At 49.1% G+C, this 16,245-nt stretch carries 13 protein-coding genes and 2 pseudogenes; 11 read left to right on the top strand and 4 right to left on the bottom strand.

Translation table 11 applies throughout. From position 1 onward, the window contains the following. Positions 1-350: 350 nt before the first annotated feature. The 3 genes from LBCZ_RS10935 to LBCZ_RS10925 all read left to right on the top strand — a co-directional run bounded on the left by LBCZ_RS10935 (position 351) and on the right by LBCZ_RS10925 (position 3,366). Positions 351-893 (top strand): hypothetical protein, encoded by a 543-nt coding sequence (locus LBCZ_RS10935; RefSeq protein WP_025013319.1) that lies wholly within the window; start codon positions 351-353, stop codon positions 891-893. Between the two features lie 285 nt (positions 894-1,178). Further along, positions 1,179-2,018 (top strand): glutamate 5-kinase, encoded by an 840-nt coding sequence (proB, locus tag LBCZ_RS10930; RefSeq protein WP_025013318.1) that lies wholly within the window; start codon positions 1,179-1,181, stop codon positions 2,016-2,018. 91 nt (positions 2,019-2,109) lie between these two features. Further along, a complete protein-coding gene (locus tag LBCZ_RS10925; protein ID WP_025013317.1) occupies positions 2,110-3,366 on the top strand; it encodes a glutamate-5-semialdehyde dehydrogenase in 1,257 nt (418 codons plus the stop codon). Between the two features lie 101 nt (positions 3,367-3,467). Here LBCZ_RS10925 and LBCZ_RS10920 read toward each other — a convergent pair whose 3' ends face one another. Beyond that, positions 3,468-4,712 (bottom strand): MFS transporter, encoded by a 1,245-nt coding sequence (locus LBCZ_RS10920; protein WP_039639383.1) that lies wholly within the window; start codon positions 4,710-4,712, stop codon positions 3,468-3,470. A 342-nt stretch (positions 4,713-5,054) separates the two neighbouring features. Between LBCZ_RS10920 and LBCZ_RS10915 the strand changes: the two genes are divergently transcribed. From LBCZ_RS10915 to LBCZ_RS10895, 5 genes and pseudogenes are all read left to right on the top strand, one after another. Further along, positions 5,055-5,309 (top strand): hypothetical protein, encoded by a 255-nt coding sequence (locus LBCZ_RS10915; protein ID WP_025013316.1) that lies wholly within the window; start codon positions 5,055-5,057, stop codon positions 5,307-5,309. Positions 5,310-5,508: 199 nt separating this feature from the next. Next, on the top strand, positions 5,509-5,715 hold the full coding sequence (locus tag LBCZ_RS10910) for a hypothetical protein (protein ID WP_010492293.1): 207 nt from the start codon (positions 5,509-5,511) through the stop codon (positions 5,713-5,715). Positions 5,716-5,817: 102 nt separating this feature from the next. Continuing rightward, a complete protein-coding gene (locus tag LBCZ_RS10905) occupies positions 5,818-6,075 on the top strand; it encodes a hypothetical protein (protein ID WP_025013315.1) in 258 nt (85 codons plus the stop codon). Positions 6,076-6,253: 178 nt separating this feature from the next. After that, complete coding sequence (locus tag LBCZ_RS10900) at positions 6,254-6,463, top strand: CsbD family protein (protein WP_025013314.1); 210 nt, start codon at positions 6,254-6,256, stop codon at positions 6,461-6,463. A 392-nt stretch (positions 6,464-6,855) separates the two neighbouring features. Then, positions 6,856-7,919: pseudogene (locus LBCZ_RS10895) on the top strand (lactate oxidase). A gap of 159 nt (positions 7,920-8,078) precedes the next feature. Here the strand turns inward: LBCZ_RS10895 and LBCZ_RS10890 are convergent. Together LBCZ_RS10890 and LBCZ_RS10885 are read right to left on the bottom strand one after the other, a co-directional pair. Next, positions 8,079-8,363: a hypothetical protein gene (locus tag LBCZ_RS10890; protein ID WP_025013313.1), complete on the bottom strand. Its 285-nt coding sequence runs from the start codon at positions 8,361-8,363 to the stop codon at positions 8,079-8,081. Between the two features lie 71 nt (positions 8,364-8,434). Beyond that, positions 8,435-9,541, bottom strand: a complete 1,107-nt coding sequence (locus tag LBCZ_RS10885) for a low temperature requirement protein A (protein WP_025013312.1) — start codon at positions 9,539-9,541, stop codon at positions 8,435-8,437. Positions 9,542-9,703: 162 nt separating this feature from the next. Between LBCZ_RS10885 and LBCZ_RS10880 the strand changes: the two genes are divergently transcribed. The 3 genes from LBCZ_RS10880 (at position 9,704) to ppdK (ending at position 14,058) form a co-directional block, all read left to right on the top strand. Further along, positions 9,704-10,375, top strand: a complete 672-nt coding sequence (locus LBCZ_RS10880) for a 2,3-bisphosphoglycerate-dependent phosphoglycerate mutase (RefSeq protein ID WP_025013311.1) — start codon at positions 9,704-9,706, stop codon at positions 10,373-10,375. A gap of 306 nt (positions 10,376-10,681) precedes the next feature. Then, entirely contained in the window at positions 10,682-11,269 is a 588-nt protein-coding gene (locus LBCZ_RS10875; RefSeq protein ID WP_080769610.1) for a CBS domain-containing protein, read from the top strand. A 161-nt stretch (positions 11,270-11,430) separates the two neighbouring features. Further along, complete coding sequence (ppdK, locus tag LBCZ_RS10870) at positions 11,431-14,058, top strand: pyruvate, phosphate dikinase (protein ID WP_032958848.1); 2,628 nt, start codon at positions 11,431-11,433, stop codon at positions 14,056-14,058. 131 nt (positions 14,059-14,189) lie between these two features. Here ppdK and LBCZ_RS10865 read toward each other — a convergent pair. Further along, a pseudogene (locus tag LBCZ_RS10865) lies at positions 14,190-16,224 on the bottom strand (KUP/HAK/KT family potassium transporter). Between the last annotated feature and the right edge of the window lie 21 nt (positions 16,225-16,245).

Genomic DNA, 16,245 nt, shown 5'->3' with positions numbered 1-16,245 from the left:
ATACAGGATATCTGTTCTTGATGTTTTTTATTGTCCAAAAAATTTTGAGACAGTGGCTAACTTGATTCTAAAATGCGCGGTTTATAAATAAACAGCATATTTTAATCCTGATCCATCTTTGCCATAAGCGCATTGACGGATTGGGATTTTTTTATGTCGTTAAAAGATGACGAATTCGGGGGAAAGAGGTTCTGGTAGCGTAATTCTGCCTGTTTTGAAATTACAGCGCTGCAGTATTTTGTGAGTTTTAGACTCATTTTTAATAACACGTGTATTGTTAGCAAATCATCTAGTCAAACTGATAAACTTATTGTTAATATATTTAAAAATTAATACATGGAGACGGGGAAATGCGGGGGAAACACATCATCATTAAAATTTTGATTGCGGGGGCAGCCATTTTAGCCGTCGTGGGGTTACAAGGCGGTGGCGTCAAGACCAAACCAATCTCACTCACAGCACAGCAAACAGTTGTGGCGCAGCAGTCGCAAAAGTCGGTGCCGCTATTCCAACAAATGGCGGTTTTTCCGGATGGGTGTCAGCGACCGCTTGCCGGCGGAATTTTTGCTTTTTACCGCTTCGACATTAAAGGACGCAAACAGTACCGAATGAAAAACGGCGATTGGCAGCTTGTCGGCAACCCGCTGACGGCTAATGGAGTTTACCTAGCTCAGGCTGATCAATTAGGTGTTGTCGGTATTACCCGGAAGCTGAATGATGGTAGGTTTTACGTTGAAAGACTAAAACTACCGGAGCGTTATGCAGTGAGACTACCTTCACCAGTAAAAGTATCCGTGAAGCAGGGGGCGTTAACAGTCAATGGCCAACCGGTGCGTGGCCGCAACTCATTACCGCGAATTTATGCATTGCGCGTGCCGGTGACACGACAGTAAGTGCCGTTATGTCAAAAAATGAGGAAACGGCACGCTTGACTTTTACCCTCCCGCCGCATACAATTCACTTCATCAAGTCAAAGTAGCGACTCACAGAGATCAGAACACTAGCTGAAAGTTCTGAATGGTTCGCGAATCCAAGCTTGGGGTTTAGTGTCAAACTAATTAAATCATGAAAAAGCGCAAAGCACTGCTTTGAACGAGAATGGTACCGCCTTAACGGGTGTCTCGATTAAAACGGTGCTTTTTTGAATGCTGAGAAAGTTGTAGCGTGCGGAGGTAACGATGGTAAAACGGGCAATGCATTGTAAACGGATTGTGGTCAAAATCGGGACAAGCAGTTTGATTCACCAAAATGGCAAGGTGAACTTACAGACGATTGATCGGCTGGCGTATGCCTTAACTGCGTTGAATAATCAAGGCTATGAATTGGTTTTGGTCACTTCTGGGGCGATTGGGGTCGGGATGGCGAAGCTTGGGGTGAGTACGCGCCCTGCCACGATCGCCCATCAACAGGCACTTGCGGCAATCGGCCAGTCAGAGCTGATGACCTTGTATACGCAACGGTTTAGTGATTACGGCGCCAAAATTGGTCAGTTGTTGCTGACACATGATGTGTTTGATTATCCGCAAACGCGCCAGCATGTGCTTGATACGATTGATGCCTTACTTGCCCAGCAGGTCATTCCGATCATTAACGAGAATGATAGTGTGGCCGTGGACGAGTTGGATCATCGGACAACCTTTGGCGATAACGATCAGCTCTCGGCCTTGGTCGCAAAGCAGATTGATGCGGATTTGCTGATGGTACTTTCCGACATTGACGGGCTTTATGATCAGGATCCTAACCGGCATCCGGATGCGGCGTTGATTCCGGAAATCACCCATTTGTCTGCCAAGGTTTTAGCTGGCGCCGGTGGCAGTTCAACGCGTTTTGGAACCGGCGGAATGGTGACCAAACTAAAAGCCGCGCAAACGATGATGCGTGCCGGCAAACAGATGGTGCTGGCAAGCGGCCGTGATCCGCGGATCATCCTGCGCATCGTCGCTGGTGAGCCAGTCGGAACTTGGTTTGGCAACGTTTTGGAGCAAGTGTCACCTGATAACCAAGCTTCAAATAGTTGAATTTAAAAGCGCACATATAAGATGACGTGATGAAAAAGTCAGCCATTTTGTCAGCCACTGCGGCTCATAAACGGCAAAGGGGACGTTTTAAATGGATACAACGACGATCGATCTTGAACAAATGGGCAAAGCGGCTAAGGCGGCCGCGGCTATTCTTGGCCAATTAACCACGGCACAGAAAAATGCCGGCTTACTGGCGATGGCTGATGCGCTGGAGACGCAAACGGAAACGATTTTGGCAGCTAATCAAGCAGATCTGAAAGCTGCCAGCACGATGCCGAGCAAATTCAAGGATCGGCTGGTGTTGACGGAAGCACGGATTGCCGACATGGCGGCGGGCGTGCGGCAGGTGGCGGTTCTGGACGACCCTACTGCCCAAACGGATCGTGCTTGGGTGAATCATGCTGGGCTGACTATTGCCCAGAAGCGAGTACCTTTGGGCGTTGTCGGCATGATTTATGAAGCGCGGCCGAACGTGACGGTTGATGCTGCGGCGTTGACATTTAAAAGTGGCAATGCGGTCATTTTACGTGGCGGTAAGGAAGCCTTGCATAGCAATATGGCATTAGCAACGGTTTTGCAAGACGCGTTGGCGGCGCACGGGTTGCCGAGGGATGCAGTTCAGTTGGTAACGGATACGCGGCATGAAGTAGCCAATCAATTAATGCATCTCAACGATTACCTCGATGTGTTGATTCCGCGAGGCGGGCGCGGCCTGATTAAAGCGGTTGTGGAGCAGGCAACGGTTCCGGTGATTGAGACGGGTGCTGGCAATTGCCACATTTATGTTGATGCCCAAGCACAGCTGGACATGGCAGTGGCGATTGTGGTCAACGCCAAGGTTCAGCGGCCATCTGTCTGCAATGCTGCCGAAAAGCTCTTGATTCATGCGGATGTGGCTGACGAGCAGCTACCGGTGATTGCCAAAGCGTTGCAGGAACACGGCGTTGAACTGCGCGGCGATCAGCGAGCGCGCGCCATCGTGCCAAGCATGCACGCGGCAACAGACGAAGATTGGGACACGGAGTATAACGACCTCATCATGGCAGTCAGAGTCGTGGATTCCGAAGAAGCGGCCATCGCGCATATCAACGCGCACAACACGAAGCACAGCGAAGCCATCATCACGGATAATTATCAAAACAGTCAGCAATTTCTCCAACAGGTTGATGCTGCGGTGGTGTATGTGAATGCTTCAACGCGGTTCACGGATGGCTTTGAGTTCGGTTTCGGTGCCGAAATCGGCATCAGCACCCAAAAGCTGCACGCCCGCGGACCGATGGGCTTGGCCGCGTTGACGACGATTAAGTATCAGGTGCTGGGCAATGGCCAGGTGCGTGAAGATTAGCGTATTGTTTTACCAATAAATATGTCGTCATCAAGTGGCGTTTTTAAAAGTAAATGAGCTCCCGCACGATGGAAGCTCATTTGCTTTTTATATATTCAGCATCAGTCGGCGGTTTTGGCGTGCAACCAGCGTTTAACGGTCCCACGATGGCCGAACAAGGTTGGAATGAGTAACAACAGTGCCAACAAGCCGCAGGAAGGAAATCCCCATAAGCCACCGGCAACGTCCATGAGGCCTCCGACATACAAACTGCCAATTGGCGTTGAGCCTTGGTTGAGTAAAACATAGACACTCATGATGCGACCGCGCAGCTCGTTGGGAATCGAAAACTGAAACGCCGCATTGGACTGATTCAGAAAAACCATATTGCAAAAGCCAATGACGATCATAAAAATCATGGCTAACCAGTAAACGTGGATAAAAATCATCAACGTTTGGATCAAAGCTGTTCCTAGTGCGACTAACAGATATAAATCGCGACGAAGACCGAATCGGGCGAGGTAACTCATGAGAAATGCTGCAATGAGTGAACCAATACCAGTGGCCGACAACAGGTTGGCATAGCCTTGGGCACCGCGGCCCAGAACTTCCTGGGCATAAATGGGGATGATGACGTTATTGTTGAAATTTAACGTGCAAATAATCAGCATGAGTTCGGCGCTCAGTTTGACATTGTCATGATGCACAATATAAACAAGGCCCTCTTTGACATCAGCAAGAATATGTCGCGGTGTGTGCCGGGCAACCGGGTGCTCCTGGTGAATCATGAACAAGCCAATAATAATCGCAATATAGCTTAAGGTGTCGATCAGAAAACACGGCGCAACGCCGATGGTCACCATGAGGATCCCCGCCAGAGACGGACCGGCAATTTTGGCCAGATTGAAAATAGACGAATTCAGCGAGATGCCGTTCATGAGATCTTTTCTGCCGACAAGTTCGATGACATATGATTGCCTAGTGGGCGTGTCAAAACTCTGAAGAATTCCGTAGCCTAAAGCGATCGCCAAAATCTGCCAGTATTGAATGATTTTTAAAAAAGTCAGAGTCGTCATGATAGCACCCAGCACCAAAAAACCAAACTGTGTCAGCAAAAGGATCTGGCGTTTGGGATAGCGGTCGATCAGCGTACCCGCGACTAAAGTGAGTGCCATAATAGGGACAAATTGGGCCGCTGCCAGTAAGCCAACCAGAAAGGCGGACTTGGTCATCTGGTAAACCAGCCATGTCTGGGTGGTTCGTTGAATCCAAGTCCCCATGACTGAAATACACTGACCGATCCAAAATCGGCGGAAGTTGGTTGAACGTAGTGAAGAAAAAGTTGCTCCAAAAACGTGCCTGTCCACAAAAATCATCGCCTTGCCAAGAGTTTACTGCACATCATCGTTGGCTTTTTTAGTGCGAATGTCAATATTGAAAATTGCAGATTAGGTGATCTATCTTTTGCTTGGCATTCTTAAAAACGGTTTGTTGTCAAGATAAATCCGGGACAAAAAAGGGCCTAATTGACGTCAAAACAACGTCACAATCGTCTGCTACTGCGGCAATTTGTGACGAAAGCATGAATATTTATATATAAAATAATAACTATGTTGACAATAAGATATTCGTGTTGATAATCTTAACTAAATTCATTAACGCGTGCGCTGGCGCAGGAGCCAGCACACGCTCACAAGGAGGCAATTAAGATGAAACACGCAAAAACAGGAATGACCGTTTTGTGCCAAGCCAATGGCAATATGGAACATGCTTTCATCGGCCAAATCGAAAAATGTTACGAAAACTCGGCGCTCGTGAAGATTCTGGATTATGACAGGCGCGATCGCTTCAACGTGCAGGATTTGATTGGCCGGACCGTTATCGCGTTCAATAAAATGAAGCAGAGTAAAAGCGATCGTCTGGAAACAACATATGACAAGCCGCTTCAAAGAGATGTCGGGTAGCCAATCGACTCTTAAAAGAGAAAAAATCATAGTCGCTAAACCATTGATGTTACTGGGGTCCCGTGAACTGCGGACAACTGTAACATCTTTTTTTGCTGAAGTGGTTGAAACGGAACCGATTAGGGTGTATAAATGCATCTTGTGATACAAATACGCGTACCGAGTCATGGTACAATTAGAAAAGGTGGTTAGGGGAATCATGTTATTTGCAGCGCATCTTCGTGATTATGCAGTTGTAGGTCAATACACGGACAAATGGGGTCATCGGCACGATTCTTCGCGAATCTGTCACCAGATGACCAAGAAGGAAGCACGTGAAGCCATGCAACGCTACTTGTTGCAGCATTACAGTGATTCGGTTGATCTGAACGCACCAATTAAGGTCAAGGTGCAGGCAACTAAGTGAATCTCCCCACCTTAACTTAGTTTATTTAAGTTTTTGTCCCAGTGCGATGTTTCTCAGCCAACTGATGGTTTCAAAACACCGCGTTCAAGAGGAGGTTTTTGTGTGTCACAAGATATCGTTGTAGGCGACAAAGTTTCAGTGCGCAAGACCAAGGATGTGCCATTGAGTTTCAAAGGAACCGTTGAAAAGCTATACGCCAATGCAGCGATGCTGACCATTGACAGTTTTTCACCTGATGATGCTTCGTTAGTTGAAGATATAAAGAACAAAACGGTTGTGAACTATAAGCATATTAAAAAAGGCGGTAAGGCGGTAATTCCGCCAGCGCCTGAAGAAAAACGGCCGGCTGCACGGCACTAGGTTTGAAATGATCGCGGGACTCTCCATGAATATGGAGGGTTCTTTTTTTCACTCGAATTTGATAATCAGGATGGCGGTAACCCGGAAAAATAATTCATATCTTTACGAGCAAAATAATAGCCAGCGAATCAGTCAACTTGGTACACTTAAAGTAAGTAAAAAAGAAGGGACTGATCATATGGCAGATTTTGATGCAGCAAAAGACAAAGTTAGCGGTAAAGTAAAGGAAACTGCTGGCAAGGTGACTGGTGACGAATCAACCGAGGCTAAGGGCAAGACCGAACAAATGGTAGGCGAAGCGAAAGAAAAGCTTAGCGATGCCAAGGACAAGATTGCCGAAAAGTTCAATGACGTGGTTGATAAGGCTAAAGGGAAAAAAGAAGATTAACGGCTGAAACAAGACGGCCGATAGTTACTTAAGGAGAAGACGCAGTAGCGGGCTTCTTCTTTTTTGCTTTGCAGGACGTTTGGTGTAGTTGGGTGATCTCTTTGTAAGGGCTTATATTTTCAAGGAATTAAAGGGTTTCGTTCTGCTATTGGTTCTTAGTTTGTTGACTTTCGCTTTCTATAACGCGTTCGCCCGCGCAGAAGCCTGCATGTAAGGACCTTGGTCGCAATGGTCAAAGCCCGACCATAACGCCCAAGGCCGCTTACACTCCGGCTTCTAACCGCGCGGACTCGCGCTTACAAAAAATCAGCAAAACGCCTTTACTTACTAATTATAAGTGTTACACTAATAAGTGTTCTAATAAGTAAGCAATTTGGGAGGCTTTTTGACACATGACAGTTGTTAATGGTTACGAACAGAGCGATGCAGAGAAAAAACTGAATATTTTGAATTTGCCGTCATTGGCGGATCCGAAGATGAATGGACTTTAGCCGAGAACACCAAGGCTTTCAATCATGCACAGATTGTTCCGAAGGCGTTGTCGAATATTGACTCACCGGACTTGTCGACCAGCTTCTTGGGCATTGACTTGAAGACACCAGTCATGATGGCGCCGACAGCGGCTCAAGGACTGGCACACAGTCAAGGTGAAAAAGATACCGCCCGCGGTGTGGCTGCAGTTGGTGGCTTGATGGCCCAAAGTACCTACAGTTCAACATCAATTGCTGACACAGCAGCAGCCGGCAACGGTGCGCCGCAATTGTTCCAGCTATACATGAGCAAGGATTGGGACTTTAACAAGAGCTTGCTTGATGAAGCCAAAAAGGCCGGTGTCAAGGGGATTATCCTCCCCGTTGATGCGACCGTTGATGGCTATCGCGAAGAGGATATCATTAATAACTTCCAATTCCCAATCCCAATGCCAAACCTGGAAAAGTATTCCGAAGGCGACGGCAAAGGTAAGGGTATCGGCGAAATTTATGCCTCTGCCGCACAAAAGATCGGTGAAGACGATGTCCGCCGCATTGCGGAGTACACGGACTTGCCGGTGATCGTTAAGGGCATTCAGTCACCAGAAGATGCTTTGCGGGCAATTGGCGCAGGTGCAGCTGCTGTCTATGTTTCTAACCATGGCGGCCGGCAGTTGAATGGTGGCCCGGCTTCCTTTGATGTTTTGCCGGCTATTGCCAAGGCTGTCAACAAGCGCGTTCCGATTATCTTTGATTCCGGCATTCGCCGCGGCAGCCACGCTTTTAAGGCGTTAGCAGCCGGTGCTGATCTGGTTGCATTTGGTCGTCCGGTTATTTACGGCTTGGCTTTAGGCGGTGCTCAAGGGGTTCAAAGCGTGTTCGAACAAATTGACCACGAACTTGAAATCATCATGCAGCTTGCCGGAACCAAGACCATTGAGGACGTCAAGCACGCACCATTAACCCATTTTAACTACGCTGACTAGTTTCGGTGTCAGTAGATCTTTAAGACGCAAAAAAGAATCCGCTTTGGCTTTGAGCCGAGGCGGATTCTTTTTTGGCGTGCTTGTGAATTAAGCAAGTCAGCCATATGTTCATTCATCATCGAAACCGCGTCACTGTATGATTGGGTTTCGATAATCCATCTACAGGCCGATTTGACTCAGTGTGTACATGGCATTACGGAACTCATCGCGTCGATTAGCGCGTTTTTCGATATCACTTGGCAGTTCCGTCATATCGATTCTGACCACGGCTCGCCGCAGTAGGCTGACCATTGTCTTGTCATTCATTTTGATGTAAAGGTGAACAGCGTCAAACCGTTCCACCGCGTCTTCCCAAACTCGGGCATTTTCGTGGTCGCTTTCGACGTTACGCTTGATCAGTGATTTGCCATCAACCGTGTTGAAGGTGACATCATAGGTTGTCATGTGGAGCTCCCCTTTCTTGGATGCATTTATCAGTTCAGAGTGAACTGGTTTACACTCTTTAATTATACATCCTAATAGGTCGGTCCATTGGGATGTAAGATGAATTGCCAAAGATAAAGCGTGTCGGCGAGGAGGTAGGCGGTCAAGCCAAGCAGGAAGGGCAGCGGCATAACCGATGTCATCAAGCTGTAAACGCCGAAGATCAAAAGTGAGAAACCCAAGTAGAACCAGCGCTTGAAGCCAATGTCAATCCGCTTGACCGGGTAAGCACTTAGGTAACCGATGAGGCTAAAATAGTAGACAGCCAAAGTGAGGGTGATAGCAAAAGCAAACCACTGCGGATCAAGTGAGTGCGCCAACCATAAGTGGATCAGCGTACTGAGACTGAGAATCGCCGCCATAAGTGGATAATGCAGATGGATTACCGCTAACCCGCTATTTTTCTGCCGGCGATTGAGGCCGTTATCATAGACGAGTTGATAGGCCACAAACAACAGCATGACGACCAGGAAGAAAAGTGCTGCCGGGAAGGGAAGACCGGCATAGACTGTGTCCGCCACGCCAATAATCGATTCGCCGAAGATCAACAAAACCAGTAACGCGTACCGTTCGCTTAAATGGGCGAGATCGGTCAGTGGGGCTCTATTTGGTCGCCAAACCAGGGATGGCATCAGGGCGGCGCCGATAATTCCCGCAAAAAAGATAGCGAACGAGAGGGAATAAGGTTTTAGAAAAAGTGATATCAAGGCGATCACGCTACCGGTCGCAAGTGTCAGTCCGGATATTTTGGCGAGGGTCGCATGATTTCTTCGCCAAACCAAGCCATATTCGCTTGCTAGGCTCAAAAATAAAACTGCTGTGCTCAGTTGACACGGCCACTTGGTTGTGGCGAGGTCGCTGGTGATCGCGGTGCTCAAAACAATGATCCAGAACATGTTGAACAGGCTAAAAAGGTTGTGGCGCCATTGGGGATGCGAAAACTGATTGGTTAAGACGGTCTGGTAAGTCCAAATCACCCAAAACACCAGCAGCATCAATAAAAATTCCCCGATTATTTGCGGTGCGATCCTGCCATGCACCGGCAAAGCCAGGGTTTGCGCCATGCGACCAACAGCATAGGCAAAAATCAAATCATAAAAAAGCTCGACCATCGTGACCGATCGAAGCGACTTGGCCATGAGCATCCTTCTTTCTAAAAGCTAAGGCAGTGCTCGCCTTGCTTGTCTCAATATATAGTAGCCTATCATTTTCGTGACTTGGCGGCAAAGCAGTTGCTGCCAAGCCAGGCTACACTAATTCAGCTGAGATTGTTATACTAGTTTAGATAGGGAGGTCGAGATTTGGTCAAACTAGTCCTTTTACGCCATGGCGAAAGCATTGCCAATCAACAAAATACTTATACCGGCTGGTCCGATGTGGGGTTAACCGCGCATGGTAAGGCTCAAGCAGCCGAGGCCGGCAGCAAGATCGCGACAACCGGGATCCTGTTTGATCATGTCCATACTAGTGTGCTATCACGTGCCATCATGACTGCCTACATTGTGCAGGACAAGATCGGGCAGAATTACCTGCCGATTACCAAAAGTTGGCGGCTGAATGAACGGCATTACGGGGCACTGCGCGGGATCAACAAAGACCTGACCCGCAAACTTTTTGGCCCGGATCAGGTTGCCAGCTGGCGGCGCAGCTTTTACGCGCATCCGCCGTTGCTGGCCCATCCCAGTCGTTCACGCCGGTACCACCAGTACCCGGCCACCATTATTCCGCGGGGTGAAAGTCTTGCGGATGCGAGTGAGCGTTTGCTGCCGTACTGGAGTGCCGAGTTGGCGCCGCGGCTTATGGCTGGTAAGAATCAGCTCATTGTGGCCCATGGATCAACATTGCGGGCGCTGGTCAAGTACATGGAAGACATCAGCGACGCCGGTATCAACAAAGTCGAGATCGGCAATGCGCAGCCGATTGTCTATACACTTGATGATCACTTGAAGATTCTTAAAAAACAAACGCTTTGAAGGCAGCTTAGGCGTTGTCTAAAAAATCAGTATCGCAGAACAAGTTACAATGCTCAATGCACCATGTAACTTGTTTTTTTGCGAAAAAACAGCTAGCAAACATTGTTTGCTAGCTGCAAATCACGTGCTACCGCTTGTTACGGGTGATAAGTCCGTGGCGATTGAATGAACCCTCTTCCTGAAATGAGGATATCGCCAGCAACTATCTTTGTCAACGATGTTTGATTTTATAGATCCTAAAAATGTTATACTGTTAATTATAAAAAGGAGGGGGCACCTACGCAACTTACCAAACGTCAACGTAAAATTGTTCAGCTGTTGAAAGCTGACAGCCCCATGACCGGGGAAACATTAGCGGCCAAGTTAAAAATCAGTTTGGCCACGATTCGGGCCGATTTGCGTCTGCTGACAACGATTGGCATTCTGGATGCCCGGCCTAAAGTAGGTTACGCTTACCAGGGTGCCAGCATTTTACCGGCCGGCAATGAGGCGTTGTTTAAAACGGCCATTGCCAAAATCCTGCTTCCACCAACGGAAATCAAGCTCACGACCTCGATGGAAGAAGCGGTGACCAATCTTTTTATCGCCGATGTCGGTTCCTTGTATGTACTGGATGATGACGGCGCCTTGGTTGGTTTGATTTCGCGTAAGGATTTGCTGCGGGCCAGCTTTACTGGTCGCGACACGACGCTGCCTGCCAGTATCGTGATGACGCGCATGCCCAATGTTGTCACCGTGACGGCGGATACCACGATTATGGACGCCAGCAAGTTGCTGCTCAAACACAACGTTGATTCGTTGCCAGTAGTCCAAAACCGGGGTGACACGCATGTCATCGGAAAGATTACCAAGAATCGTATTTTTAAATATCTGATTGAAACCCTTTCCCCATAAGCTGTTTGGCGAATACTACCAGCAGCTTTTTTTTTGCTTTAAAAAAAATTAAAAGAAATAGGCCAATTTTCGAGTGTAAACGCTTGCATTTTTCGGAACTAAATAATACATTATATATCGAACATATATAACGTCATATTTAACGAATGGGAGGATTTGTGATGAAACAAATCTATGCGTTTGCGGAAGGCAACATGGAGATGCGGGCTTTATTGCGCGGCAAAGGGGCTAACCTTGCCGAAATGACGAATCATGGATTACCGGTTCCTCCGGGATTCACCATGACAACGGCGGCCTGCCACGACTATCAGCAACAACATGGTCTGTCAGACGCCTTGTTGGCCGAGCTGGATCAGCATTTGCAGGCATTGGAACAGGCGACCGGAAAACGTTTCGACGACCCGACCGCGCCACTGCTGGTTTCGGTTCGTTCCGGCGCACCGATCTCGATGCCGGGCATGATGGACACGATTTTGAATATCGGGTTGAATGACCAAACCGTGCAGGCGCTGGCAACGCTGACGGCGGATACGCGTTTCGCCTATGATAGTTATCGCCGCCTGCTGGCCATGTTCGGGAATGTTGTCTACGGCCTATCAGAAAGTGCGTTTGATGATGTTTTGACCGCGATCAAACAGGAAAAGGGGTACACATCTGATCTGGCCTTAACCACAGATGACCTGAAGCGGATTATCCAGGCATTCAAGCAGCTTTACACAGACGCAGGCAAATCGTTCCCGCAATCGCCCAAAGCCCAAATCTTAGCGGCGATTGTTGCGGTGTTTGAATCGTGGAACAATCGGCGCGCAGTGATTTATCGGCGCGAAAATCATATTCCTGAAGATTTGGGCACAGCCGTTAATGTGCAGACCATGGTTTTCGGCAACGCCGGTGAAGATTCCGGTACCGGGGTGGCCTTTACCCGTGATCCGGCGACCGGCGAACGCGCCTTGTTTGGTGAGTATCTTTTAAATGCCCAAGGTGAGGATGTTGTCTCCGGCGTGCGGACGCCGCAACCCGTTGCGGTCTTGCATGAGCAAATGCCAGAAGTCTACGATCAGCTAGCTGCGATCGCCACGACTTTGGAGCAGCATTATCGCGACATGCAGGATCTTGAATTCACGATCGAACACGGCGAACTCTATCTCTTGCAGGCGCGTAACGGAAAACGGACGCCGGCTGCTGCGGTTAAAATTGCCGTCGATTTGGTCAATGAAGGGCTAATTGATCGGCAGGAAGCCTTAATGCGGATTGAGCCGAAATCGCTCAGTGACATGTTGCATCCGGAGTTTGATCCGCAGGCATTGGCCGCCCATGATGTGTTGGCCACCGGGTTGCCGTCATCACCCGGTGCGGCCACCGGTGAAGTTTACTTCACCGCTGCGGAGGCCAAAGCCGCGCACGAAGCCGGTCATCAGGTTATTTTGATGCGGCAGGACACCTCACCGGAGGACATTGAAGGGATGATCGTCAGTCAGGCGATTGTCACCGCTCGCGGCGGCATGACCTCACACGCAGCGGTGGTTGCCCGCGGCATGGGAGCCACCGGCGTCGTGCGGATGCACGCGCTGAGTGTCGATGAACATGCCAAAACAGCCACGGTTGGTGACATCGTGCTTCATGAAGGCGATTGGGTATCGGTCGATGGCACAACCGGGCACCTTTATCGCGGGCGCATCACAACCACCGCCATGGTTAAGGAAAGCCTGGCCACCTTGTTGGACTGGGCCAAAGCAGCGAGTCGGATGGGTGTTTACACCAATGCCGACACGCCAAAGGATCTGCAGCAGGCACTGGCTTTTGGTGCAGATGGCATCGGGCTAACTCGGACCGAGCACATGTTTTTCCAGCCGGAGCGGTTGTTGCAAATGCGGCGGCTGATTTTGGCAAAAGATGCGGAAGGCCGCAAAGCACCGCTGGCTGCCTTAGAGAAAATGCAGGAACAGGATTTCTACGATTTATATCGTCTGGCAGCAGGTAAAAGTGTCACAATTCGCTTACTGGATCCGCCATTACATGAATTTCTCCCGCATGACTTACGCAAAATTAACGAAGTGGCCAATGAGCTGGGTCTAGAGCAGAACCAGTTACGCGAGCGGATGGCGGCGCTGAAAGAAGTCAATCCGATGCTAGGCCATCGCGGCGATCGCTTAGCCGTTACCTTCCCGGACATCTACGCCATGCAGGTTCGGGCGATGATGCATGCGGTCTTCCGGATAGCCGATGAAGGCGTCACGGTGACGCCGCATATCATGATTCCGCTCACTAACTCGGAAACCGAATTGCGTTGGGTACGCCGACTGGTTAGCAACGAAATCGAACAGATGGCCTCAGCTAAAGGCATTCAGGTGACGTATGAAGTCGGAACGATGATCGAAACACCGCGCGCATGTGTCACCGCTGACGCTATCGCCAACGCTGCCGATTTCTTCAGCTTCGGCACCAACGATCTCACCCAGTTGACCTTCGGCTACTCGCGTGACGATGTCGGCTCATTCCTGCCAGCCTACCTGGAAAAGAAAATCCTGCCAGCCGATCCATTCCAAACGGTTGATACAGAAGGCGTTGGCACGTTGATGAAGATGGCAATTGACAAAGGCCGCGCGACAAAATCGCAGTTGCCAATCGGTGTCTGCGGCGAAGTCGGTGGCGATCCGGATTCAGTCACATTCTTTGACAGCATCGGCGTCAGCTACGTTTCCTGCTCACCATACCGCGTCCCCGTTGCGCGGCTGGCCGCAGCCCAGGCAACGTTGCGGGCCACGAAAAAGGCAAAGGCCCGTTCGTAATCCGTAATGACCGATGTAAAAATAATCGCAGTCAAATGATCGCGATTCAGACCATATAAAAAGGTGCACCCAAGTCAGCAGTAAAACTTGCTTCATGACTTGTGGTGCACCTTTTTGATTTGATTTTCGACTTAATCGTCTTCGTCTTCCGCCTGAGCATCAACCTGCGACCTGCTTAGTCGCGTTAACTTGGTAATCGGAATCTTCCCAAGCACAAGCGGTACGGTCTCATCGAGTGTATCGGCATATTCCAGGCCGAACCACTGAGCTGGCGAAACGGTCACACGCTGGAGCCATAACCGCGCCTGAATGATGGTTTTCTGGAAGCCTTTGATCTGAGTCTGTGGTGACAGCTCTTCGTGTAAAAGTACAAACGTCCAATCACCGACCTGTCGATCTGGGATGGTGGTGTATTTCTGCGGCTGGGTTGGCAATTCGCCTTCGCGCATCATGTCATTGACAATCTGCCGCAGGAAAACGTTGACCTGTTGCTCCATCCGGAAGCCTAGGAACAGTTGGACATTGACCATGTAGTCGGTGCCGTAAGTGTCAGTCGTGTATTCGGCTGTGTAAGGTTCATCGGTAACGTTGACCGTTACAAACCAATAAACCTGGGCACGTTTTGGCCGTTTATCCAGAATCGAGTACAGGATTTCTTTTTTGATGTAGTGGTCATTGGCAATCTGGGTCATATACACCAAATTGGTGGTATAAGTCGGATAGTTCGGATCGCTACGTAATTCGGAAAGCTGTTTTTTATAAGCGAATAGTGAAGCCATTTCTGCCCGGTACGTGTTGTCGTCGCGAATCCGACCGCCGTATTGCCAGACAAACATAATCGCTAGGATCACAAAGGCAATCATTGCGGTGACATAGCCGCCATGGAGAAACTTAACGGCACTGGAGATGAAGAATACCGTTTCAATGGCACCGAAGAAAATCAAGGTGCCTAATGCGATCACAGTTGGCGCGTGGTGGACCCGTAAGTATTGATAAAGCAGCAAGGTGGTCATCAACATGGTAATCGTGATGGCCAATCCGTAGGCACCTTCCATTTCGGCGCTGGTCTTGAAGTAGGCGATGATTGCCAGGCACGCTACCCACAAAATGGTGTTAACAACCGGGATGTACAGCTGGCCTTTAAGCCGGGTTGGATAAACAATGTGCAACCGCGGTAGGAAGCGCAGTTTAATGGCTTCGGAGACTAACGTGTAAGAACCGGAAATCAAAGCCTGTGACGCAATAATCGCAGCTAAGGTTGCCAAAATAATCGCACCCAGCCGGATACTTTCCGGCAACATCTGAAAGAACGGGTTGAAATCACTGATTTTATTGAACGCTGTCACGTGCGAATTGCGGTCCAGCCACACTGCCTGGCCAAAGTAGTTCAACACCAGACAGATATTAACATAAGGCCAGCTTAAGTATATGTTGCCACGCCCCACATGGCCCATGTCCGAATACAACGCTTCAGCCCCGGTGGTCGCCAGGAAAATGCTGCCTAAAATAAACAGACCCATTTTATTATCCGGGCTAACCAGCAAACGCAGTGCGTAGTATGGATTCAAGGCGCGTAACATTGACCAGTCTTTTGACAATGCGAGAAAGCCGGCAACGCCTAAAAAGGTGAACCACACAAACATAATGGGGCCGAACGCCTTACCGATGAGATCAGTACCAAAGCGCTGAATGAAGAACAAAAAGGTGATGATGAAAATCGTAACCCAAATGACTTGTTGCTGATTGTCAATCAGAATATTGCCATTGATGTGGACGCCTTTGAGCCCTTCAATCGCCGTTGTCACCGTCACAGCCGGCGTCAACATGCCATCAGCCAACAAAGCGGCCCCGCCGATCATGGCTGGCAGGACTAACCAGCGTGTACAAGGCAAAAATACCACCTTCACCGTTGTTGTCAGCCCGCAATGCGATCAAAACATACTTGATCGTCGTGATGATGAGCAAGGTCCAGAAGATTAACGAAACAGAGCCGACCAAAAAATCGGTATCAAAATGTCCCATGCCACCGTTTCCGGCAACGATTGACTTCATAACATAAAGCGGCGATGTTCCGATATCTCCATAAACAACACCGAGTGTTACAAGTAAAGCCGCGGCAGAAATTTTATGCTTCAGCTTCTTATTAGCAGCCAAGCCTGACGCCATTCGTGCACCCCCTGAAAAGTA

It is taken from the genome of Lacticaseibacillus casei DSM 20011 = JCM 1134 = ATCC 393 (assembly GCF_000829055.1).
GTDB classification, from domain to species: Bacteria; Bacillota; Bacilli; order Lactobacillales; family Lactobacillaceae; genus Lacticaseibacillus; species Lacticaseibacillus casei.
Note: the sequence above shows the minus strand (reverse complement) of the source record. Positions and strands in the feature narration are given on the sequence as shown.